Annotated in this window: 22 protein-coding genes and 2 pseudogenes; 14 read left to right on the top strand and 10 right to left on the bottom strand. The window is 40.6% G+C overall.

Annotated features, from left to right (window positions below; all coding sequences use genetic code 11):
• Window positions 1–57: 57 nt before the first annotated feature.
• Together H6G41_RS03800 and H6G41_RS03795 are read left to right on the top strand one after the other, a co-directional pair.
• Window positions 58–972, top strand: coding sequence for an AAA family ATPase (locus H6G41_RS03800; protein WP_190743724.1), 915 nt, complete (start codon window positions 58–60; stop codon window positions 970–972).
• A gap of 5 nt (window positions 973–977) precedes the next feature.
• The gene (locus H6G41_RS03795) at window positions 978–1,286 is read left to right on the top strand and encodes a hypothetical protein (protein ID WP_190743722.1); all 309 of its coding nucleotides are present in this window, start codon (window positions 978–980) and stop codon (window positions 1,284–1,286) included.
• Window positions 1,287–1,345: 59 nt separating this feature from the next.
• On the opposite strand, the gene H6G41_RS03790 is transcribed toward H6G41_RS03795, so the two are convergent.
• The 4 genes and pseudogenes from H6G41_RS03790 to H6G41_RS03780 form a co-directional block, all read right to left on the bottom strand.
• Entirely contained in the window at window positions 1,346–1,834 is a 489-nt protein-coding gene (locus H6G41_RS03790; protein WP_242037791.1) for a hypothetical protein, read from the bottom strand.
• Window positions 1,831–3,133, bottom strand: a pseudogene (locus tag H6G41_RS36165) (IS4 family transposase). Before H6G41_RS36165 ends, H6G41_RS03790 begins: the two are co-directional and overlap by 4 nt.
• 3 nt (window positions 3,134–3,136) lie before the next feature.
• Window positions 3,137–3,253: pseudogene (locus H6G41_RS36160) on the bottom strand (transposase DNA-binding-containing protein); the annotation flags it as partial.
• Window positions 3,254–3,692: 439 nt separating this feature from the next.
• Window positions 3,693–5,174: a site-2 protease family protein gene (locus tag H6G41_RS03780; RefSeq protein WP_190743720.1), complete on the bottom strand. Its 1,482-nt coding sequence runs from the start codon at window positions 5,172–5,174 to the stop codon at window positions 3,693–3,695.
• 194 nt (window positions 5,175–5,368) lie between these two features.
• On the opposite strand from H6G41_RS03780, the gene H6G41_RS03775 reads away from it, so the two are divergent.
• Window positions 5,369–6,031 carry an MBL fold metallo-hydrolase gene (locus tag H6G41_RS03775; protein WP_190743718.1) on the top strand — a complete coding sequence of 221 codons (663 nt, stop codon included), beginning with the start codon at window positions 5,369–5,371 and terminating at the stop codon, window positions 6,029–6,031.
• Between the two features lie 156 nt (window positions 6,032–6,187).
• Here the strand turns inward: H6G41_RS03775 and ctpA are convergent, their stop codons facing one another.
• Entirely contained in the window at window positions 6,188–7,444 is a 1,257-nt protein-coding gene (ctpA, locus tag H6G41_RS03770) for a carboxyl-terminal processing protease CtpA (protein ID WP_190743716.1), read from the bottom strand.
• A gap of 366 nt (window positions 7,445–7,810) precedes the next feature.
• On the opposite strand from ctpA, the gene petB reads away from it, so the two are divergent.
• The 3 genes from petB (at window position 7,811) to H6G41_RS03755 (ending at window position 10,045) form a co-directional block, all read left to right on the top strand.
• Entirely contained in the window at window positions 7,811–8,458 is a 648-nt protein-coding gene (gene petB / locus H6G41_RS03765; RefSeq protein WP_045867444.1) for a cytochrome b6, read from the top strand.
• Window positions 8,459–8,676: 218 nt separating this feature from the next.
• Complete coding sequence (gene petD / locus H6G41_RS03760; protein WP_096643383.1) at window positions 8,677–9,159, top strand: cytochrome b6-f complex subunit IV; 483 nt, start codon at window positions 8,677–8,679, stop codon at window positions 9,157–9,159.
• A 448-nt stretch (window positions 9,160–9,607) separates the two neighbouring features.
• Window positions 9,608–10,045 carry an anti-sigma regulatory factor gene (locus H6G41_RS03755; protein ID WP_190743714.1) on the top strand — a complete coding sequence of 146 codons (438 nt, stop codon included), beginning with the start codon at window positions 9,608–9,610 and terminating at the stop codon, window positions 10,043–10,045.
• Between the two features lie 21 nt (window positions 10,046–10,066).
• Here the strand turns inward: H6G41_RS03755 and tsaB are convergent, their stop codons facing one another.
• Both tsaB and H6G41_RS03745 read right to left on the bottom strand, forming a co-directional pair.
• On the bottom strand, window positions 10,067–10,732 hold the full coding sequence (gene tsaB / locus H6G41_RS03750) for a tRNA (adenosine(37)-N6)-threonylcarbamoyltransferase complex dimerization subunit type 1 TsaB (protein ID WP_190743712.1): 666 nt from the start codon (window positions 10,730–10,732) through the stop codon (window positions 10,067–10,069).
• 346 nt (window positions 10,733–11,078) lie between these two features.
• Window positions 11,079–11,327, bottom strand: coding sequence for a Ycf34 family protein (locus H6G41_RS03745; protein WP_096602505.1), 249 nt, complete (start codon window positions 11,325–11,327; stop codon window positions 11,079–11,081).
• Window positions 11,328–11,413: 86 nt separating this feature from the next.
• Here H6G41_RS03745 and H6G41_RS03740 point away from each other — a divergent pair, with 86 nt between their 5' ends.
• Window positions 11,414–12,682, top strand: a complete 1,269-nt coding sequence (locus H6G41_RS03740) for a CCA tRNA nucleotidyltransferase (RefSeq protein WP_190743710.1) — start codon at window positions 11,414–11,416, stop codon at window positions 12,680–12,682.
• Here H6G41_RS03740 and H6G41_RS03735 read toward each other — a convergent pair.
• From H6G41_RS03735 to H6G41_RS03725, 3 genes are all read right to left on the bottom strand, one after another.
• A complete protein-coding gene (locus H6G41_RS03735; RefSeq protein WP_190743708.1) occupies window positions 12,679–12,894 on the bottom strand; it encodes a type II toxin-antitoxin system HicB family antitoxin in 216 nt (71 codons plus the stop codon). The two genes, H6G41_RS03740 and H6G41_RS03735, sit on opposite strands and share 4 nt — an antisense overlap.
• Before the next feature lie 41 nt (window positions 12,895–12,935).
• Window positions 12,936–13,961, bottom strand: a complete 1,026-nt coding sequence (locus tag H6G41_RS03730) for an ABC transporter permease (protein ID WP_190743706.1) — start codon at window positions 13,959–13,961, stop codon at window positions 12,936–12,938.
• A gap of 194 nt (window positions 13,962–14,155) precedes the next feature.
• Entirely contained in the window at window positions 14,156–15,811 is a 1,656-nt protein-coding gene (locus H6G41_RS03725) for an ABC transporter substrate-binding protein (RefSeq protein WP_190743704.1), read from the bottom strand.
• A 592-nt stretch (window positions 15,812–16,403) separates the two neighbouring features.
• Here H6G41_RS03725 and H6G41_RS03720 point away from each other — a divergent pair.
• The 7 genes from H6G41_RS03720 to H6G41_RS03685 all read left to right on the top strand — a co-directional run bounded on the left by H6G41_RS03720 (window position 16,404) and on the right by H6G41_RS03685 (window position 22,786).
• Window positions 16,404–16,730, top strand: a complete 327-nt coding sequence (locus H6G41_RS03720) for a hypothetical protein (protein ID WP_190743702.1) — start codon at window positions 16,404–16,406, stop codon at window positions 16,728–16,730.
• Window positions 16,731–17,281: 551 nt separating this feature from the next.
• The gene (gene psbB / locus H6G41_RS03710; protein ID WP_190743698.1) at window positions 17,282–18,811 is read left to right on the top strand and encodes a photosystem II chlorophyll-binding protein CP47; all 1,530 of its coding nucleotides are present in this window, start codon (window positions 17,282–17,284) and stop codon (window positions 18,809–18,811) included.
• Between the two features lie 132 nt (window positions 18,812–18,943).
• Window positions 18,944–19,048 (top strand): photosystem II reaction center protein T, encoded by a 105-nt coding sequence (locus tag H6G41_RS03705; protein ID WP_190587733.1) that lies wholly within the window; start codon window positions 18,944–18,946, stop codon window positions 19,046–19,048.
• A gap of 459 nt (window positions 19,049–19,507) precedes the next feature.
• Window positions 19,508–20,533 (top strand): 30S ribosomal protein S1, encoded by a 1,026-nt coding sequence (locus H6G41_RS03700; RefSeq protein WP_190634311.1) that lies wholly within the window; start codon window positions 19,508–19,510, stop codon window positions 20,531–20,533.
• Between the two features lie 136 nt (window positions 20,534–20,669).
• Complete coding sequence (locus tag H6G41_RS03695) at window positions 20,670–21,404, top strand: HAD family hydrolase (RefSeq protein ID WP_190743696.1); 735 nt, start codon at window positions 20,670–20,672, stop codon at window positions 21,402–21,404.
• Window positions 21,405–21,579: 175 nt separating this feature from the next.
• The gene (locus H6G41_RS03690; RefSeq protein ID WP_190743763.1) at window positions 21,580–22,161 is read left to right on the top strand and encodes a Uma2 family endonuclease; all 582 of its coding nucleotides are present in this window, start codon (window positions 21,580–21,582) and stop codon (window positions 22,159–22,161) included.
• 40 nt (window positions 22,162–22,201) lie between these two features.
• The gene (locus H6G41_RS03685) at window positions 22,202–22,786 is read left to right on the top strand and encodes a Uma2 family endonuclease (protein ID WP_190743694.1); all 585 of its coding nucleotides are present in this window, start codon (window positions 22,202–22,204) and stop codon (window positions 22,784–22,786) included.
• Window positions 22,787–22,848 lie beyond the last annotated feature (62 nt).

Below are 22,848 nucleotides of genomic sequence, written 5' to 3'. Positions count from 1 at the left end.
CATTCTACTTTTAGCATTCCTGTTTGATTTTCTACCACACCACCTATCCACAGTAATATGTTTTCTGCGAAAACTCCAGTTTTCAAGATGGATGAGGTTTATATAGAAAAACATAAAAGTTCCACCAAAAATACTCAAGAATATTTTAATGAAATTTTTACTGATTATATTCTTAAAGAAAACCAAGTAGATAGCCTAGATTCATTAACTTTCATTCCAGCAGGTAGATCCTTCTTTGCTAACTTACAAAGCAATGTTTTTTCTTTTTTATCAGGAGACATTCCGATAGATTATTTTTTAACAGAATTTGGTTCAGACTATGAACTAGTCAGAAAACTATATGACCATAGAAAAAATATTCATAAACAACAGAATGAAAAAATAGATGAATTAATTAGTCAGATAATAGTGGGTAATTATGTATACGAAAAAGGAAAAGACTGGATTTACACTAGCAATAATAGAAGGGTAAATTTATCAAATTCATCTTCTGGTCAGCAAGAAGCTTTACCTATGACTCTGATATTAGCGATTTTACCTTTTCTGAGTTCAACAAGGTTATTTATTATAGAAGAACCAGAAGCACACTTATTTCCTACATCTCAAAAACACATTGTCAATTTAATTAGTTTAATTTTTAATATCACTGATAAGAGACATAAATTTTTTATAACAACTCATAGCCCTTATATATTAACGGCTTTTAATAATCTGATTCAGGCAGGTAATACAATCAAATCATTAAGAAATAAGTCTGTTGATAATCGCTTGTGGGAAAAATTAACTAAAATTGTGGCGGAAAATCAAATGCTAGATATTAATGATATTGGTGCTTACACTATCAAAGATGGTAGAATTGAAAATTTAATTAATGCAGATAACAGTTTGATAGATACAAATATTATTGATGATGTCTCCAATGAATTTAGTAAAGATTTTGAAGAATTACTGGAAATAGAAATTGGAGAATAATCTCAGTGGATTTGGATGCATGTTCGGAGATAATTAACTATAAAAATATAGTTATTAAGGAAAAAAAGAGTAGTGAAATTACTTTTTATAACGAAAATTTAATAGAAGTAACTAAAGTTCAGGTAGATGGATGTCTGAATATTCAAGGAGTTAAATGTGATTGGCTATTAATTATTAATGATTGTGATATACAAATATATATAGAATTAAAAGGTGGCGATGTTGAACATGCATTTAAACAATTAGAAAATACTATTAAAATTGTCTCCAAAGATTTAAAAAAAGCTCGTAAATATTGCTATGTAATTACCTGACTTTTCACGGGATGTGGAAAAGAAAGAGTGGTTCGCGATAATGTATCGCGAACCACTTGCTATTGTTTATTATATTTGGAAGTTTCTTCGACTAAATCTTTTAAACCCTGTTTGAGAGTCTCGATTGAACGATCCAAGGCTTCAATTTTAGTCCTGGCAGTAATTTGTGCAATAGCATCTATGTAGGCTTGACTACCAGCCTTACCTAAATGCTTGTACTTGGAAAGCTTGCCATCACTTCGAGTCGGAAATATTGGTGTTGTAGCATGTAGTTTATAGTACCAATAAAATTCTTTACGTCCCTTTGCTAGGTAACGAGCTATTCTACAACTAGGTGGCGCAACAGGCATTGAATTGTGTATGGCAGCGACTTCAAATTCAAGATGCTCCAACATGTCGATAACTTTGTCTATACGCGATTGTAAATCCTCTTGGGCTATAGTTTTTCGGTCTTTCGACATAAAATCAACATTCCACGATTCGCGACGGGTTGTCGCGAACCATATTCCTCTATAACTTTGTTGAGTAACTAAAATCAATATATTCATTTTAGATTCTCATGCAGCAACCAACCTTGACATAAGGTTTCTAATTCCAACCAGCCTCGCCACAAAACTTGTATCCCAATGGGGCTATTCTTCCTATGTTCTAAGTATCCCCCTAGACGTGCAATTGCTCGAATTGCCCAATCAACTGTAAGTAAGTGGGGCTTTTTTTGTTTGGGTGGAGTACTAGAAAGTAGCACATCCATTTGTATTTTTGTTAACACCAATTCTGCGGAACTGTGCGGAGAGTTCCGATGTAAATAAGTCATTCGCAGTAATTGTGCCGCAATCACTGTTAAAAAACCTAACATCGTTGACATACTCTCACCTGCCAAGCGATAACTTTCCACTTTACAGCCAGATTTTAAGATTTTGTGATACTCTTCTATTCTCCATCTATACGTATACCACCGGAGAATTTGTTCAGCCTCTTGTTGTGTCGAAACTAACTCGCTTGTCAGTAACATCCATGAAACTGGCTCACATTCGTCTGGCACATTAATCTCTGTTGCAAAGAGCGCGTAAACGTTAAAATTGCCTTTCTTTTTTAATCGAGAAGGAGGATTTATTGATACTGGACAATACCTGATCTCTAAAGTTGCAGTTCTTTCAAAACGCTTTTTAGTTTTTGGTAATTCAACCTCTTTGATAAACTGCACTGACTGGGATGTTACATACTCCCATAAATAAGAGTTTTCTCCCGATAAACAACGATTGTGAGCGGCTCTGACAACTACACCTGTGTTTTTAGTTTTAGTAGAAAGTGCGAATACTTCTGCGATATCTCCTTCACGGTCAAAGACATGAACCACAATGAGTGAGTAGTCCACCATCAGGCATTTCTAAATCTTTAAATAATTTGTTGACTTTTTGAAAAGCTTCCACCCATCGATAAGATTCTTTTTCTTTAAAAGCTCTATTTTTCGCGATTAAACGTTCTTTTTTTAATCGCTTTTTTTTAGCTCTAGATGTTTCTTCTGGTGGCGGGGAGACCTTGTGTTGTCGATGCCACAATTTTTCCCATAATAGTCCTAGTGGCTGTCCAAAGTCTGGGTCTAGTGCTAAAGAACTATGTAAAATTAGTCCATTCCCACCATTACCTGTAGGCCCATAATCATCTCTTTTTTCTAATATTTTTTTATAATCAAGATAAGTTGTATCACCTACAGCTAATACTATTGGTATGCCATAAATCTGCTGAGAAGTCTGTTTAAAAGATGGCTGGGTCAATTTCTCAAAAGTTGTTTTGGGGTTAGAGAAGAATTCGTAACCACGTTTTAGGTCACTAGCGCTTTTAAATATTTGTGATAGAGGCTGACCATATTTTACTTTTAAAGCCTCCGCAATTAACACTGCTCTGTTAGTCAGACGTTTGTCACCAAAATCACAATTGCGGTACGGGTTCGCTTCTAATAGTTTCATTTGCACCCAAAATGTTTAAACTACCAGCACATTACATTAAGAGCGCAAATTATCTTCAATTCATTTGAGTGGTTCGCGACCAGCTATCGCGAACCACTCTTTCTTTTCCACATCCCGTGAAAAGTCAGATGTAATTACAACTAGAAGTCCTTTAAACTCAACAGAAATCCAAAATCATGTAAAGAAATTTAAAAAAAATTATAATGCTACTTTAAGAGTTAAGAAAACTGGTTATACGGAAAATATTGATAATTTACAGTAATTAATACTTCCATGAATGATCTATGGATATGAAGATTTAAAATGTGATTAAAATCACTGAGATGTTGAATAAATAAATTCCAATTATCGAGGTTTAGCATTGCTAAACCCCACGGTAAATCTAATTTATTTGAGAATACAATTGCGTCGCTAGCTGAGTTTTGATGTCTACAGATATTTATATCTGTAAGAGGTTAGCGATCGCCTGCGGTAATGGCAGTACAATAATCACCAATAACGCCATTGAGAATAAACCCAAAATATCCCGTTTATTATCCAATTCTGTAACATCGTTGAGGGCAGGTTCATCAACTAAGGGTATGAGTAATAAGATGATTGCCCAAATGAAGTATTCTGATTGGATAAAAGACAGTAATAACAGCAATAAACGCGCTATTTGCCCAATAGCGATCGCAGTTCTTTGGCCAAACATGGCGTGAACAATATGACCGCCGTCTAATTGTCCTACAGGCATGAGATTTAATGCTGTGACAATTAATCCTAAAAACCCAGCAATGGCAACTGGATGTAAGTTAATAGCTGATGTTGCAGTTAAGCTACTTCCTAGTGCTAATTTGGCAAGTAATGCTAGCAAAATAGAATATTTAGGATTCAGGGCTTCCGGATTTAACATGCCAATTTTTGGATTTAAAGCCACTACTTCCGAATGAGCTAAACCCCAAATTAATAAGGGTAAGGTGACAATAAAACCAGCAATTGGCCCAGCAATACTGACATCAAATAAAGCTTTGCGGTTAGGAATTGGACTCCGCATTTGTATAAATGCGCCAAAAGTACCTAAGAAAAAAGGCACGGGGATAAAATAGGGCAATGTGGCGCGAATTTTGTAGTATCTAGCTGTTAAATAATGACCGAGTTCATGGATACCCAAAATTGTCATTAATCCTAAAGCATAGGGCAATCCTTGGAATAAAAGCTGAGGATTGGATTGTAATGCTTTGGGAGTTACACCAGCAATTGACGAGCCAACTAAGGTAGTAGTTACTAAAGTAGCGAGTAACAACACCAGCGCTAATACTGGACGAGTTAATTTTTCTTGTTTAGGAGAATTAACCTGTTTTGCTGCTTGAGTATTGGGAACAAGGACAAAAAAAGGTTTGCTGTTAACACCTTCTTGAAATATCAGCAAAAAGCGATCGCCAAATTGGGCTTCGATATTAGACTTAATTTGCTGGTAAGCCTGAGTGGGTGAAGTTCGCAATTGACCGCGACAAATCACCGCCTGGGGTCGATACTCAATGTTTTGGATGTAGTATGTAGACCAGGGAAAGCAATTTCGCAGTTGGGTTTCTTCCGTTGGTTCGATGGGACGCACTGTCACTGGTTCTGCGGTAGGATGGATAGCCGATTGTGTTGCTTCTATAGCTTGTGGTTGTGTTTGTTTATCTCTGGGCGATCGCCTTCCCCATTGAAATAACAGCCAGTATAACAAAATACAGATTATTGATGACCACAGGATCAGCGATGCTGGCGGCGGTACTTTTGTCCCATATCGCAGCGTCCACCCACTCAATAAAAATGCTGGGGTCATTAAAACCAGCCACAATAACCAGACGGGTGTCTGGGTGCTATGGGCGACAACACGCTGCACCATTAGATAAGTAGCTAGTCCCAGTAAAAGGAGAAACCAAAATGTCATTTGCTCTTCGGTAATTGGAAACAATGTCTTACTAGTAGGGTTAGCACCACATCTGTGACTACTAGCCAGACTGAAAAAACCCCAATTTTTGCCCTAAAGGTTAACAGCAGTTGTTAACTCTCCAGCTTCCAGCCTGAAGCAGTTTAACTGTGTAACCAGATTAATCACAACTCCTCAGTTTCGGTTTTTTTCTTATGTGTCCCTTACCTCAACAGCCAAGTCATACAGCTAAGCCACCACGGGCTGTGCTTGATAGTATTTATGCTTTTCCACCAAATCGGGACACATTAGGGGGAACCTCTTATTTTATTGTAAGAAATGAAAGCAATATCCTCATTGATTGCCCAGCTTTAGAACAGACAAATTTAGATTTTTTGCGATCGCATGGTGGTGTTCGCTGGTTATTTATCACTCATCGCGGCGCGATGGGGAAAACAGCAGAAATCCAGCAAGAATTGGGTTGTGAGGTCATAATTCAAGAGCAAGAAGCATATTTATTACCAGGCTTAACTGTAACTACCTTTGCTAAGGAACTGACTTTAGATAGCAGCGCCCAAGTATTTTGGACACCAGGACATTCACCAGGCTCATCTTGTCTTTACTACGACTGCTTGGGCGGCGTGTTATTTTCTGGTCGTCACTTAGTTCCCAATCTTCAAGGCGACCCAGTACCATTACGGACAGCCAAAACCTTTCACTGGCCGCGACAACTAAAAAGCCTCAAGTACATATTAGAACGCTTCACCCCAGAAACCCTAGAATACATTTGTCCCGGTGCAAATACTGGTTTTTTACGGGGCAAAGGTGCGATCGCGCAAGCTTATCAGAGTCTGGCTCGATTTCAGGAAGAGGGATGAGGGAAGGGAAGGGAAGGAGGACAAGGAATTTTAGATTTTAGATTTTAGATTTTAGATTCAAACCCAATCCAAAAGACGCTCGCGGACTCGCTAACGCTGCGCTATCGCAAATCCAAAATCCAAAATTGAATTGCCCAATGCCCCATGCCCCATACCCTATGCCCTATTCCCCATTCCCACCACTACTTGATTTTTCGTCAAGATTTCCACAGCAGCTTGATATTGTTGATCTGCTTCTGTACCAATTTGTTCGCGGGTGATCGCATCTTGAGGAATAATTTTGTCTGGTTTGATACCTAGTTTGTTAATATCTCGGTGTTGGGGAGTCTCATATTTAGCAATGGTGACTGCCAAACCAGAACCATCTGATAATTCAAACAAAGATTGAATTAAGCCTTTACCAAAGGTGGTTTCCCCTACTAATTGGGCACGACCATTATCTTGGAGTGCGCCGGCGAGAATTTCGCTGGCACTGGCAGTACCTTGATTGACTAAAATAACTAGGGGATCTGATGTCATAGCCGGGCCAAATGCCTCAAAACTGCCTTGAATGCCTTGGCGATTGACGGTGTAGACTATAGTGCCAGAATCTAGCCACAGGCGAGCAATTTCAATTCCGGCTTGTAATAGTCCCCCAGGATTATTGCGTAAATCTAAAATATAGGCAGCCGCACCCTTTTTTTCTAAACTATTAATGGCATGTGCCAGTTCCATTGAGGCGTTGGCATTAAATTGATTGAGGCGTAAATAGCCAAGGGGTGTACCTTGGGGGGTGACGCGCAATTCTGAAATTACAGGATTTAAAGCAATGCGATCGCGGGTAACCCTAAATTCTTGCTCGTCTGCACCCTCCCGTTCAATTAACAGGGTGACGAGACTGCCAATCGGCCCGCGCATTTTAGCCGCAGCTTCATCTAGGGTAAGATTTTCTGTGGAAACGCCTTCAATTTTCAGGATGCGATCGCGCGGTCTAATTCCGGCTTTATCTGCTGGTGAACCTGCTATCGGTGCAACGACTTCTAACTTACCAGTTTGAGAGTCTAGAGCAATTTGCAAGCCTACCCCGGTGAGTTCTCCAGAAGTATTTACCTGTAAACTCCGGTACTGTTCTGGGTCTAAAAAGCGAGTAAAAGGGTCGTCTAAGCTTTTGAGCATATTCTGAATCGCTCCATAAGCTGCTTCCTGACTTTTCAGAGGTTTCTCTAAAGCCTTTTGCCGCACCGATGCCCAACTTTGATGATTAAACGTTTCATCTAAATAATTTCGATTGACTATTCGCCAAACTTCTGATACTAATTTCTGTTCTTCCGTCAAAGCCGTTGCTGGTTGGGTGATTGCACCCCAAACCAGCCAAACCGCCATCAGCAATGAAAATACCCGTCTCAAAACCTTTTTGTCTACGAACAAGCCCATGTTGAATTCCACCTCAAGCCGAATTGCCTAGAACTGCCCAGTTGCTTTGTTTTTGATGAAATCTATCTCTCGATTATGTTACTTTTTTTATAGAAGTGGTGCATTAGTCTTAATCAAGTTGTTAACTCACTTGATTGGCTTGCATCCCACTCAACAAACGATAAGATCTACTTTGTGCCCATAATTTAGTGTTGGTTTGCCTCACAAACGCAATACATACCATGTTTACAGAGTGTTAAGTTTATTAAAAGTCTTATCACTCTGACGCCTTAAAAGCAAACGACCACAAACCTCTTTGCTAAAATCCCAAAATTGCTAATTGGGAGATTTATCAACCGCACCCGATTTTTAGGAACTTGAGATTGTATGGCCAACGTTTACGACTGGTTTGAGGAACGCTTGGAAATTCAAGCGCTAGCTGATGACGTTACTAGCAAGTACGTTCCTCCCCACGTCAATATTTTCTACTGCTTGGGTGGCATTACCCTGGTTTGCTTTCTCATCCAGTTTGCTACTGGGTTTGCCATGACCTTCTACTACAAGCCAACTGTTGCTGAAGCTTACTCTTCAGTGCAGTACATCATGACGGAAGTAAACTTCGGCTGGCTGATTCGCTCCATCCATCGTTGGTCTGCCAGCATGATGGTGTTGATGATGATTTTGCACGTTTTTCGCGTATACCTCACTGGCGGTTTCAAAAAGCCCCGCGAATTGACCTGGGTAAGTGGTGTAATCCTGGCTGTAATCACCGTTTCTTTTGGTGTAACAGGCTATTCACTACCTTGGGATCAAGTAGGATATTGGGCTGTGAAAATCGTTAGCGGCGTTCCCGAAGCAATTCCTGTGGTTGGTGTACTAATCTCTGATTTGCTGCGTGGTGGTTCCAGCGTAGGCCAAGCTACCCTAACTCGCTACTACAGCGCTCACACATTTGTGCTGCCCTGGTTGATTGCGGTTTTCATGCTATTCCACTTCTTGATGATCCGCAAACAAGGCATTTCTGGGCCTTTGTAATTTCCGCCTCATACCTAACAGGCAACGGCGATCGGTTTCAAGATTGAGTTGTTTGTTTTAAACTGATGAACAATGAGACAAAAACTTGATATTTGAAGCTGAAAGTTGAAGAAACCAGCCTGCGCATATTATCTAGTATCCGCAGGCTAGGATTACCTGATAGCTGATGGCTTTTACAAATGCTTTAACTCAACTTAAGCAGGAGAGCATATTTAAAAATGGCAACACAGAAAAAACCCGATCTCAGCGATCCTATCCTTAGAGCCAAGCTGGCTAAAGGTATGGGCCATAACTACTATGGCGAACCAGCTTGGCCTAATGACCTACTGTATGTGTTTCCAGTGGTAATCATGGGATCTTTCGCTTGTGTCGTGGCTCTAGCAGTGCTAGATCCAGCGATGAACGGCGAACCAGCAAATCCTTTTGCAACACCATTGGAAATTTTACCAGAGTGGTACTTGTACCCTGTATTCCAAATTTTGCGATCGCTTCCTAACAAACTCTTAGGAGTATTAGCGATGGCTTCAGTACCACTGGGACTAATTCTCGTTCCCTTTATTGAGAACGTTAACAAGTTCCAAAACCCCTTCCGTCGTCCCGTTGCTACCACAGTATTCCTCTTTGGTACACTTGTAACTCTGTGGTTAGGTATTGGTGCTGCTTTACCTTTAGACAAATCTTTGACTTTGGGCTTGTTCTAAATTAGTCACCAAACAGCATTTTGACGCCTGTGATTTTCCCTAGCATGTAACGAATGTATGATGTATGACAATCTGCCTATATTAGCTGGCAGTTATAGTTCATAACTTTCGTAATATATGCTTGTGAAAAATAATTCACAGGCGTCAATTTATATATATTAGGTTGCATCTTAAATATTTAGTTTTAAACTTAACTGGCTTTTAACCAGCAATCCCCCACAATATCTTGATTTTCTTGATGTTGATTTATTCAGATACTACTCTTCCTTGGTACTGGGATAATGTACTAAAATATGTCCGGTGTGATAGCCAATTATCAATTTTTTTTGGCTGCTAACTCCATCCACAATCCCTTTGACCTGCTCTACCAAAATATCAAAACCCAGGAAGATCAAAAATATAAATTGTCAACAAATCCTCACTTATTAAATAATTCAAGTCACGGTCAATGCTTAGCATAGTGCAGCGAGACCATCTGACGGTGAAGAGCGAACTTAAGCTCTTAAACCAAGTACAACAATGGTTTGAAAAATTCTGTCGGCAAAATTTATCGGAAATAAGCTGGTTAGAAAACCAACTCTATCGGCTGAACTTGGCGTTAGCAGAAGGCTTTACTAACGCAGTTCGTCATGCACATTCTGCTTTACCGCCGGACACAATTATCGAGATTGAAGTTTGTCTGTGGATGGACAAACTAGAAATGCGAATTTGGGATTATGGACAACCTTTTAATCCAGATGCGATCGCCGAACCAAAACCCGGTACTCTTCAAGTAGGCGGGTATGGCTGGTTTCTCCTGCGCCGCCTAGCCGATCGTGTGGTTTACGAACGTGGTTCCGATGGGCGAAATTGTCTAGTGATTATAAAATATGCGACAGACCAATAGTCAACAATCAACAGTCAACACTCAACAGTTAACATTCTCTACGGGATGTTGACCATAATAAGGCAAAGCCTCATTCCAATGGGGACGCGTACCTTGTTGCCAATCTAGGTAAGCTAGTGACAAAATGCTAGTGACTGTGGCTGCTAAGTCAGATTTAGCTTCAATTAATTGATAATTAGTCTGCCAATTTGCTAGCGTTTCTTGCCAAGCTTCCGGTGTAAATACTGTATCTGGTAATAAAGCTGTTAATCCTAAATTATCGGGCTGAAGCTGATAAATCGCGCCAAAAACTTGACCTCTTTGCGCCGCCATTTGAATAGCGATCGCATCAGTATTTTGATTTGTACTAATTTCTGTCCAAGCAACTGCGGCTAAAGTAGAAACCGCAAATACTGGAATTTCTAACTGTTGTCCTAAAGTCCGCGCGAGAACTACCCCAATCCGCGTCCCTGTAAAACCACCAGGCCCTTTGGCGACTGCCAGAAATGCTAAATCTGACCAAGTTTGTGGTTGAATAAATTCAATTAAGTATTGATGTATCAGGCTAGATAAATCCCGCCCTAAATTCCATATCTGAGAGCGAGAGTCACCTGCAAAATTATTAATTGCTAAACCTAATTCAGGTGTGGTGGTGTGCAGTGCTAAACCGTATTTGGTAACGGCGAGATGTTCTAGTTCAGTAATCAAAATAAAGTTAAATATGTTTGTTTTATAACTTTAAAAAAAAGCATATTTAAAAGTCAACTGAAGTAGAAAATTAAGTTAAGTCGGCTTGCAAAAACCACAATATGTCAAGCAATTTAAAAATTGAGGAATTCATTCCTTAGAGGTTGTTTGAAAAGTTTTTGGCTGTGATTTTAGATACTAATCGATCCCCCCTACCCCCCTTTTTAAGGGGAAATACAATCAAAGTCCCCCTTTTTAAGGGGGATTTAGGGGGATCTAACAATGTTTTGCTACCAACGACAGGACTTTTAAAACATCCTCTTATTTGCAGACTAAAATCCTGACTACAATTATCTTCATCACATCGTCAGGTTGGGACTAGTTCACCCGGACGTAATTTCGCCCATTTACCAGTTTCTTGCTTAAAGCTGAGACAACCGACTACATCCCATTCCATTTCAATGATTTCCCCTTTAGTGCGGATATTGACATTGATTGAGGGTTCATTGGGGTCAAAAGTGGGTGTTTCTGTTAAATGGGGTTGTTGATGCTGCGTTTCTACGGCATGATAGGTTAAACATCGGTCTACATAGTGGCAATTCACGCAAATACACATAATAGAGCCAACTCCAGGAACCTTTATTGTTAATCTAGCTTAAGCCAAAGTTATATTCACTAGTTTCTGGGTTGATTTTTATTACAATGCACAATTTAGTTTCTTCTACCTTAGCTCCAGAAAATTGGCCGTTTAGCTTAGACTTATTGCCACAACCAGCATATATGGTAGGTGGTGCGGTGAGGGATGCTTTATTAGGTAGAAGTCGCGAATACTTAGATTTAGATTTTGTTATCCCTACAGATGCAGTTAAAGTAGCACGAGCGATCGCTCATCATTATCAAGCGGGTTTTGTTCTTCTCGATCCCCAACGACAAATTGCGCGTGTAGTCTTCCCTAACGCTACAGTTGATATTGCTCAACAGGAAGGTGCGACTTTAGAAACCGATCTGCACAGACGGGATTTTACCGTAAATGCGATCGCCTATAATCCCCATACCCAAGAAATTATCGATCCATTGCAAGGTTTGGCTGACTTAGAAAAGCGAGTTTTGCGGATGGTTTCGCCAAAAAACTTAGAAGACGATCCTTTAAGGTTACTGCGAGGCTATCGACAATCAGCCCAACTTGGTTTTACTATCGAACCCAATACCCAGCAAACAATACGTTCTTTAGCTTCACACATCACCACAGTAGCGGCAGAACGCGTTAGGGTAGAAATTGGTTATTTATTAGCCAGTCCTCAAGGTAATCATGCGATCGCTTCTGCTTGGTTAGATGGTGTACTCGCACCATTCTTTAAAAACGCCACCAGCGAAAGCTTTGAGAAACTCACCGCAGTTGACAAAGCCGCCGACTATATTGCCAAAAATTGGCAGCCTCTGGGGATTGAACTGCAAGAATACATCCGCGATACTATCAAAACCACGCGCTTAGGTATCGCTAAACTTGCTTGTCTTGTTCATCAAAATCCAGAAGCTGCGGAAATTGAGCTAACGGAACTAACCTACAGCCGTGCTGAAATTCAATCTGTGACTACAGCCCTCAGACTGTTCCCAAGGCTAAAAACACCTGATATGTCTATTAGAGAACAGTATTTTTTCTTTCAGGAAGCAGGCACTGTATTTAGTACTGCTGTAGCGCTGGCCTTAGCTTTTGATAATCTGGTAGGGGCGATATCTGGCGATAAATCGCTCTGCGTTTACGCACCTTTAATCGGCCGCTACCTAAACCCTGATGATCTGGTCGCTCATCCCGCTCAAATCGTGAGTGGGAAGGAGATCATTATAGCATTAAATCTCTCTCCGTCGCCATTAATTGGTAAAATTCTTACAGAAATTGCTATAGCTCAGGCCGAGGGAACAATATCTACACAAGAAGAGGCGATCTCTTTTGCATCTCGTGCGATCGCTTAGTGACTTTGCAACACGATCTGTTGCGTACCCACAAACTGAGTATTTAAGGAAATATTTTCATCTTCTAAAAGCATTTCAATTACTTCACGCAGATTTTGCTGTAATTCATCTAATGTTTCGCCTTGAGAATGCGCTCCTGGAAATCCGGGAACATAACCTACATAAAGATTTGTTTCTGTATCTTGCTCGATGATTGCAGTAAAAATTTTCATCTTGATTAACTTCCCAAGATTTTGCTTGATATCTAAAAATACTAATACCGAATTCGCGGATCGACGTAAGCATTTAAAATATCAATTAAAATACTGGCGCTAACAACGATCGCGCCGAAAAATACCAACACGCCTTGGACAATGGGATAATCGCGATCGGCGATCGCTTGATACAATCTATTAGCTAAACCAGGCCAAGAAAATGTGACTTCAGTTAAAATTGCTCCACCTAACAAAGAAGCAAATGTTAAACCCAAAACTGTAATCACTGGAATCAAAGCATTTTTTAAAGCATGAGCAACTAAAATCTTACCTTCAGGAATACCTCTGGCTCTAGCCGCTTCTATATAATCTGCTTGTAGAGTTTGCTTTAAATTCACGCGCACAATTCGCTCAAAAATTCCACTTAATAAAATACCTAAAGTCAAACTAGGAAGGGCGATATGATGCAATGCTATGAAAAAATGACTGAAGTTACCCGCAAGTAAGCTATCAAGAGTATACAAACCAGTAATGTGAGTTGGTGCGGTAAGGTTCGGCGGAAAGCGATTAGAGTTAGGAAACCAACCTAGTTGTACTGAAAAAATTAACTGAAGAATCATTCCCGCCCAAAACATTGGCAATGCATAAGTTACTATGCCAAATAAACGTCCTCCCACATCTACAACTGTACCCGGACGAGAGGCAGAAAGTGTTCCCACTAGAATACCAACAATCAGCGCCACTGCCATACTAAATACAGCTAACTCTACTGTAGCGGGGAAATATTGCCCGATAATTTCTCCTACATTTTGTCCCCGACTAGTTAAAGAAGTTCCTAAATCAAATCGCAGTAAATTTCCTAAATAATTTAAATATTGCAACCACAAAGGTAAGTCTAAACCCAATTGTTGACGCAGTTCCGCCTTTGCACTTTCTGGCGCACGCCCACCTAAAATTGCATCTGCTGGATCTCCTGGTGTAGCTCTCAATAAAAGAAATACAATCGTGACAATTGTAAATAGCTGAAGTGGTGCTAAAAGTAACCGGGAGACTATGTAATATTGTAGAGCTTTGGAGCGAGACATATTTAGTTAAGAGTCAATGGTTAATTGTCAATAGTTAATGGTCAATAGTCATTGGTCATTAGTCATTTGTCAAGGTGACTACTGATAATATTGGCGCTTGACTGTTGACTATTGTACGGGCGGGTTTAAGCAAAATATCTGTTTTACAAGTGAATATCTGACAAAACCCGCCCCTACTGACTATTGACTAAAAATTACTTTTTAATTGGCTTGTAAACTAAATTTTGCGTGGGATCGAGTTGGACATTACTTACACCTTTTTGGGCAAAAACATAGTCTTTATTTTGCCATAAGGGAATGTAAGGCACATCATTTGTTACCTGTTCTTGAATTTGGGTAAATATCTGCTTACGTGCTTCTGGTTTTTGTTCTTTGCGTTGTTGATCGATGAGCTTATTGATGGCTTCATTGTAATAGAAAGAACCTTGCGTTTGACTACCGCCATCTTCACAGCCTTTAGCAACAGAACCTTTCTGACAAGATAAGAATGGTTGCACGTAATTATCAGGATCTAAAAAGTCTGGATACCAATCAAGTAAAGCAGCTGGATATAAACCTTTGCTAATGTCTTTAAAGAAAGTCGCACCTTCTACGGTACTAATTTCAAATTGCAATATTCCATCCATTTTTTGATCGACTAATGATTTGAGTGTCTGGGCGACTAAACTGCGAGTAGCGGAACTCGAAGGATACCAAACTTGCACTTTGGCGGGATTTTCTTTAGAAAAACCAGCGCCAGTTAATAGTTGTTTCGCCTTATCAAAGTTAGCATCACCATATTTATCTTTAAATAAAGGCGCAGACACATTAAATGTGGTGGGAATCATGCTGTAAAGCGGATCGGCTTGATTGAACAAGACACGCTGATTTAATAGTGGTCGATCAATTAAAGATGCGATCGCTTGTCTGACTTCTGGTTTATCCAACGGTTTTTGATTCCGGTTCAAAACCATGTAACTCACTACACTACCTTGAGCGCTAATCGCTTGCCAATCTCCTTTTTTCGCCCCTTCTTCTAAGTTACGGATTTGATCTGGCTGTAAAGAAAGATAAGCTACATCAACTGCACCTGTACGGAAGGCGTTAAACAAATTCACTGGGCTACTTTGAATTTGGACGTTAATTCCTTGATTCGCTGGCTTTTCGCCCCAATATTTATCAAACACATCCAATCTTAAGGAATCAGTACCATATTGGGCTAACTTATAAGGCCCGGTTCCCACAAATGTCCCCGGCTTAAATTTCCCCGCACCGATTTCGTAAGCTTTTGGTGAAACTGGACATACCCCAGAAAACGCCAGTAGTGAAGGAAACGCCGCAAACGGTTTTTTCAGCTTGATAGTTAACTCGTTCTCCGATGCAGCTTTGACTGAATCGACAATATCAGCTAATAAAAAGGAAGGTTTACCTTTATTTTCAATGAAGCGCTTAATTGTAAATGCCATCGCTTCCGCATTAAAAGGAGTCCCATCATGGAAAACGACTCCTTGGCGTAAGGGAATAGTGTAAGTTAAACCATCTGCACTGACTTTGGGTAAAGCTGTCGCCAGTTGGGGTTTAATTTCTGTACTCCCAGGCTCATAAGTATAGAGGCGATCGCTCATATTAAACACTAAACCCAAAGATGCCAATTCATATGCATCAGCCGGATCTAAAGTTCTGGGTTTGCTTGTTGTCCCGATAGTAATCCGTCCATCACCTGTACTTGTAGCCGGAGTTGCAGGATTATTTGGTGTGGATGTCTGTTGACGAGGAGCGCAACTCACAACTAACAATAAACATAGACAGAACAAAGACAGGAATTGTGTCATCTGTCTCCATCGTCTAACTGATAAGGTAAACCTGGTCATATCTGGAAAATTATTGAGGTAGGCGGTGAGTCATTTTACTATAGGTTGGTGAAAAGCCTACATAAAAATAGCAATATTTACGACAAAAATCCGCGAAAAATCTATATCCTGAGATTAAATACCCAGATAATCCCGGATTTGACTCAATTAGGTCAGCAAGCATCAATCACTTGTCTTGAAAATTAGGGGCTAGGGGTTAGGGAAGAGATTTTGATGTTTGGTTGTGAAATTTTCTCGTGATTAGCTGTCTTGAAACAATAAGTATTCAAAAACGTAGATACCTTTGAAACCCTTACCAGTGCCCAATGCCCCATGCCCCATGCCCCATGCCCAAAAATCTGATTAACTTGAGTAGAAAAATAGACATTTATTAAGATTTACAACAGTAATTGATTTTGTCGTCACGGTAAGAAGCGATCCAAAATATTTGAGATAGTTTAGCCTTGAGCAAAGGCCAAGTAGTGTCAATCAAAAATCAGCCATTTACTGCCTAGCTTTGCTGACAATAATATTACGCGATATACATCAGCCCGGAAGGCGATCGCGATATCGTAATCAGCAGGATTAATAGTCTAATAGTGAGACTAAGAACGTGAAATATTTTTTCCTATCGGAAGGTTGGACAGTTTCTAGAGTCTGGGCGTCTGATGGACTCTGGCAAATCACCGCATGGCGTCGCCAACCAGATATTCAGAAACTGAATGTTTGTTTGGTCGAAAATAACGAATTGTTGTGGCTATATCGAGTAGAAGATGCAGTTTTAACCGTAGAAGTTAAGCCAACAACAGCCGCACTGACAGATACTAGCATCGGACAAGTAGTGCTGAAGCGTTTGATCACAGCAGAACAGGTAATTGAACGCTTGGGTACTGCCGAAGCCAAATGTCAGCTGCACAACATTCAAGCCTTCGCGCAGTAAATTGGGGCATGGGGCATGGGGCATCGGCTTCGCTCATTCTCCCTGCCTCCTTGTCCTCCTTGTCCCCCTTGTCTCTGTTCTTGATTCCTCCAGAAGAATACGCAAATTAGATGTATGACCGGGATTGGTAGCGAAAAATATCATAGATGCTACGCGATCGCATCTATTTACACGCTTGCAAAGCGTTCCATCAATAGTTACACTTTTTAAAATATTCTCATTTTTGCTTGGCACTTGCCTAGCACGCTTAACTACCCAAATGTCTGTCAAGACATTTAGCTGATTCTCCAAGAATCAGGAAGAGTTTTCGTAAGAAAACTTTTAGGTAGTGAAAAATCATAGAGCGATCGCTACCCAAACGGGTAAAGAGCGCCCAGCGTGTCAGCACTGCCAGAGCAACCACACTATTTGTCTAATAAGACTAGGCTGTGGTAAGAAATACCCTGGCAATAACAAAAACAACAGAGAAGCAAAAGCGGTAAATTTTGCCGCCCGTAACTTCCGTAAGAAAATTGCTTTGTAAACTAACTCATCGAGGAGGAGCGTAGTCGATGGGACTACCCTGGTACCGAGTACACACAGTCGTTCTGAACGATCCAGGGCGGCTGATTTCTGTACACTTGATGCACACAGCTCTAGTGGCAGGCTGGTCTGGTTCGATGGCATTGTACGAACTAGCTATTTACGACCCCAGCGATCCGGTTCTCAACCCCATGTGGCGTCAAGGGATGTTCGTGTTACCCTTCATGTCACGTTTGGGCGTTACTCAATCTTGGGGCGGTTGGAGCGTTACTGGCGCTCCTGCAACAGATCCTGGTTTCTGGTCATTTGAAGGCGTTGCTGCTGCTCACATTGTCCTTTCTGGTCTGTTGTTCTTAGCTGCCGTATGGCACTGGGTTTACTGGGATTTGGAACTCTTCAGAGATCCTCGTACTGGTGAACCTGCTCTCGACTTGCCAAAAATGTTTGGCATTCACCTATTTTTATCTGGTTTACTCTGTTTTGGCTTCGGTGCTTTTCACCTCACTGGACTATACGGCCCGGGTATGTGGGTTTCCGATGCCTTTGGAGTTACAGGTAGCGTCCAACCAGTAGCACCGGAATGGGGGCCAGATGGCTTTAACCCCTTTAATCCTGGTGGTATTGTTGCTCACCATATAGCTGCTGGTATCGTCGGCATTATTGCAGGCTTATTCCACCTCACAGTCAGACCACCCGAACGGCTTTACAAAGCCCTACGGATGGGTAACATTGAAACCGTACTTTCTAGCAGTATTGCTGCGGTATTCTTTGCTGCCTTCGTAGTCGCTGGTACCATGTGGTACGGTAACGCAGCTACACCAATTGAACTGTTTGGCCCTACCCGTTACCAATGGGATCAAGGCTATTTCCGTCAAGAAATTAATCGCCGCGTTCAAACCAGTGTTGGCAATGGTGCAAGCCTTTCCGAAGCTTGGGCACAAATTCCCGAAAAACTGGCCTTCTACGATTACGTTGGTAACAGCCCTGCTAAAGGCGGTTTATTCCGTACAGGGCCAATGGTTAAGGGTGATGGTATTGCCCAATCTTGGCAAGGTCACGCAGTATTCAAAGATTCTGAAGGCAGAGAATTGACCGTGCGTCGTCTGCCTAACTTCTTTGAAACCTTCCCAGTTATCTTGACTGACAAAGATGGTATCGTCCGCGCTGACATTCCATTCCGTCGGGCAGAATCCAAATATAGCTTTGAACAATCTGGTGTAACCGTTAGCTTCTACGGTGGCGATTTGGATGGTAAAACATTTACAGATCCAGCCGATGTGAAGAAATACGCCCGCAAGGCTCAAGGCGGTGAAATATTTGAATTTGACCGGGAAACCTTGAACTCTGATGGTGTATTCCGCACATCTCCTAGAGGTTGGTTTACCTTTGGACACGCTGTATTTGCTCTCTTATTCTTCTTTGGTCACTTGTGGCATGGTTCACGTACCATCTACCGCGATGTATTCGCTGGTGTGGAAGCGGATCTAGAAGAGCAAGTAGAGTGGGGTCTATTCCAGAAAGTGGGTGATAAGACAACCCGCCGTAAAGAAGCCCTCTAGTTATTAGGGACTAGGGACTAGGGGCTAGGGGCTAGAAAAGTTTTTTCTAATCACTTAATACTTAGTTCCCAGTCCCCAATCTCCTAGCTTGTTACAATATTATTACTGGCTGGATAGGCAGGAACTTGTAATATGGAAAGCGTTGCGTACATCTTAATTTTCACTCTGTGTATAGGAGTTATCTTCTTTGCGATCGCATTTCGTGAACCCCCCCGAATTGCGAAAAAAGACGACTAGTTTGCTATTCCCAGATTTTTAATACCATCGAAAGCTAAATATCCGCTGGTAACTTTGTAGTATCAGCGGATATTTAGGTTTATAGCCTAGAGAATTAGTTTGCCGAGTAAAAATTAAACTATCTGCCATTACTTTAATTAGCGATAATTCCTGATAATCCTGAATAATTGGGGAAGACTTTGGTGTAAGCTAGATGCTGGGTTAAAGACTCTAATTATGAGTAATTTGATAACGAATTATAAATACTTAGGATTAAAACCCTTGGCGATAAACACCAACTTCCGATAAATGACTTGTCATCCAGCATTATGATATAATCTTCTATCTGGAAGTTAATATGTGTTGTTACTAGCTTTTCTACGCTAGGATGAAATAGGTTTAGACTGGCATGATAGCGCTCGTCTAATAATTCCACTTGCGACAAAAAATTACGGAGACTAGAACCAGGAACAAATTAGCATGGTCAATCAGAATTTAACCGCTACAGAAATTGGATTTACTCACGAAGATTTCGCTGCTCTACTTGATAAGTACGATTATCACTTTAGCCCTGGCGATATTGTACCAGGAACCGTTTTCAGTATAGAGCCGCGCGGCGCTCTGATTGACATAGGTGCTAAAACCGCAGCATACATACCTATACAAGAAATGTCAATTAACCGGGTCGATGCCCCGGAAGAAGTATTACAGTCTAACGAAACCAGGGAATTTTTCATTCTCACCGACGAAAACGAAGATGGTCAGCTGACCCTCTCGATTCGTCGGATTGAATATATGCGCGCTTGGGAGCGTGTACGTCAGCTACAAGCTGAAGATGCTACAGTTCGTTCTGGTGTATTTGCTACTAACCGTGGTGGTGCATTAGTCCGGATTGAGGGATTACGCGGGTTTATTCCTGGTTCCCACATCAGCACTCGTAAACCCAAAGAAGAATTGGTAGGTGAAGAACTACCATTGAAATTCCTAGAAGTAGATGAAGAACGTAATCGCTTAGTTCTGTCTCACCGTCGGGCGCTAGTTGAGCGGAAGATGAACCGCCTCGAAGTTGGTGAAGTTGTAATTGGTACAGTGCGCGGTATTAAGCCCTACGGTGCATTCATTGATATCGGCGGTGTGAGCGGTCTGTTACACATCTCGGAAATTTCTCACGAGCATATTGATACACCTCACAGTGTATTTAATGTTAATGATGAAGTGAAAGTGATGATCATTGACTTAGATGCAGAAAGAGGTCGGATCTCCTTATCAACTAAGCAGCTGGAACCAGAACCAGGTGACATGATTAAAAACCGCGATTTGGTTTACGATAAAGCAGAAGAAATGGCTGCTAAATATCGCGAACAGTTGCTAGCAAAACAACAAGGTATCACTGCTGTTGCTGCTGATGTTGCTGATGTTGTAGTTGAAGAAGAAATTCCCCCAGCTACAGAAGAAGATATCCCAGCAGCTATTGAAGAAGAAATTCCAGCAGCTATTGAAGAGTAATACACTTCTATTTGTCTGTAATTAAAAACATGAAAGTTTTTCAAAAAGGGGGATTTTCCCTCTTTTTTTATGGGATTATAGCAATTCTAAATTGTGATTTTTAGAAATTTTTTATTGATAACTAGGGGTGAAAATTTTGGTAACTATTAAATGTAGAAATATCACATTTACTAATATTCAAGCGATTTTGTTTGATAAAAACGGTACTCTAGAAGATTCAGAAGCGTATTTGCGATCGCTCGCTCAAAGAACAGCCAGGTTAGTAGATGCACAATTCCCTGGTATTGGCGAACCCTTACTCATGGCTTTTGGTGTCAATGGTAATAGTCTCGATCCAGCAGGTATTATGTCAGTCGCCAGTCGCCGCGAAACAGAAATCGCCACCGCCGCATATATTGCGGAAACTGGTAAGGGATGGTTTGAATCTTTAAAAATTGCCCGTCAAGCCTTGGATGAAGCCGAAAAATACATCAGTCAAACTCCTTCGCCACTATTTGCAGGTAGCGTAGAGGTTTTGAAGTCACTTTCCGAAGCTGGATTAAAACTGGGTATCGTCTCAGCAGCGACAACTCAAGAAGTCCAAAACTTTGTCGCACATCACCAGTTAAGCGATTATATCCAGCTAGAAAAGGGAGTAGATGAAGGGCCGAGTAAACCAGATCCCATACTATTTTTACAAGCTTGCCAAGCCTTAGGAGTAGAACCAAGAGCTACATTAATGGTAGGTGATTCTGTGGGTGATATGCAAATGGCAAAGAATGCTCAAGCCGCAGGTTGTATTGGAATTACTTGGATTAATAAATTAGATCATGTCCAAGGTGCGGATGTGGTAATTAATCGGCTTGATGAAATTCAAATTGTTGAGGTTTAAGTAGGACGAGGCAAATAAAGCTAACTGGTGGGGATTGTCAATAGTCAATAGTCATTTGTCATTTGTAAGAATTTTAAGGGTATTTACTTTCTGATTTAATTGCTGGAATAGTATTGATGAAACTGCTGAGAAAAATCCGCTAAACTTACATTAAGATTCATCATGAGAAACTATGATGCTACCAGTTAAACATCAATTTCAAACCTTTGAAGAATACCTGTCTTATGATGATGGCACAGAAAAACTCTATGAATTGTTTAATGGAGAGTTAATCGAGATGCCTCCAGAATCAGGAACTAATGTTCAGATTGCAAATCGTCTTTTCTTAATTTTTGCAATGATTGTAGGAATTGATCGAGTTCGAGGACATGGCTTGGAACTGGAAGTTAGAGGAGAACCCAGAAACCGTTATCCTGACTTGACTATTATTCGGGAAGAACATATTCAGCAGTTAGCAAAACGTAATACTATTCGCTTATCAATGCTACCTCCACTACTAGTAATTGAAGTAGTAAGTCCAGGAGAATTACAACGGGATAGAGATTTTATTGCCAAGCGCGGACAATATCAAGATTGTGAAATTCCTGAATATTGGATTATTGACCCTGAAAATAAAACTGTCTTGGTTTTAGAATTAACTGGAAATATTTACACTGAGGTGGGTAACTTTTCAGGTGATGAAGTGATTATCTCTCCACAATTTAATCAGATGAATGTCAAAGTATCACAACTATTTGAGGCAGTAACTCAGGATTAAAATAGGATATTAATTAACTTTCAGCTTTGCTAAACAAACCATGCAAAACACAGACACAACATTACAGCTTCGCCTGTGGACTGTGGATGAATACCACCGAATGGCTGAGGCTGGAATTTTTGCTGATGATGAACGTGTTGAACTTTTAGAAGGAAAGATTATTGGGATGATTGCAAAAGGGACAGCCCATCGTTCATCTGTGGGGAGGACAGATTATTTATTAAAAAATAGATTAGCACATCGGGCTTGGGTATCGATTCAAGATCCAGTAAAGTTAAATGAACGGTCTGAACCAGAACCTGATATTGCTGTAGTTAAAATAGATCCACTAGACTATGCAGATCATCATCCTACACCTTCAGAAGTTTATCTAATTATTGAAGTAGCAGATAGCAGTCTTAAACTAGATTGTGAAACTAAAGGAAAAGCTTATTCAAAAGCAGGAATTACAGATTATTGGGTATTAGATGTAATTGGGCGTCAATTACATGTATTTCGAGAACCAACTGAAGATGGTTATCAAAGAGAAGTGATTTTGGCAGAAAATGAGACTATTTCGCCTCTAGAGTTTCCTGATTTACAGATTGCGATCATTGAAATGTTACCGCTTTTGAGAGGGTCTTGATAAAGAGCGATCGCACTCTCAATCACTCTACATAAAAAATCACTCTTTCATATCCATATCGA

The organism is Tolypothrix sp. FACHB-123 (genome assembly GCF_014697075.1).
Lineage (GTDB): Bacteria > Cyanobacteriota > Cyanobacteriia > Cyanobacteriales > Nostocaceae > Aulosira.
The sequence above is the reverse complement of the archived record's forward strand: the minus strand, read 5'-3'. Positions and strand labels throughout refer to the sequence as shown.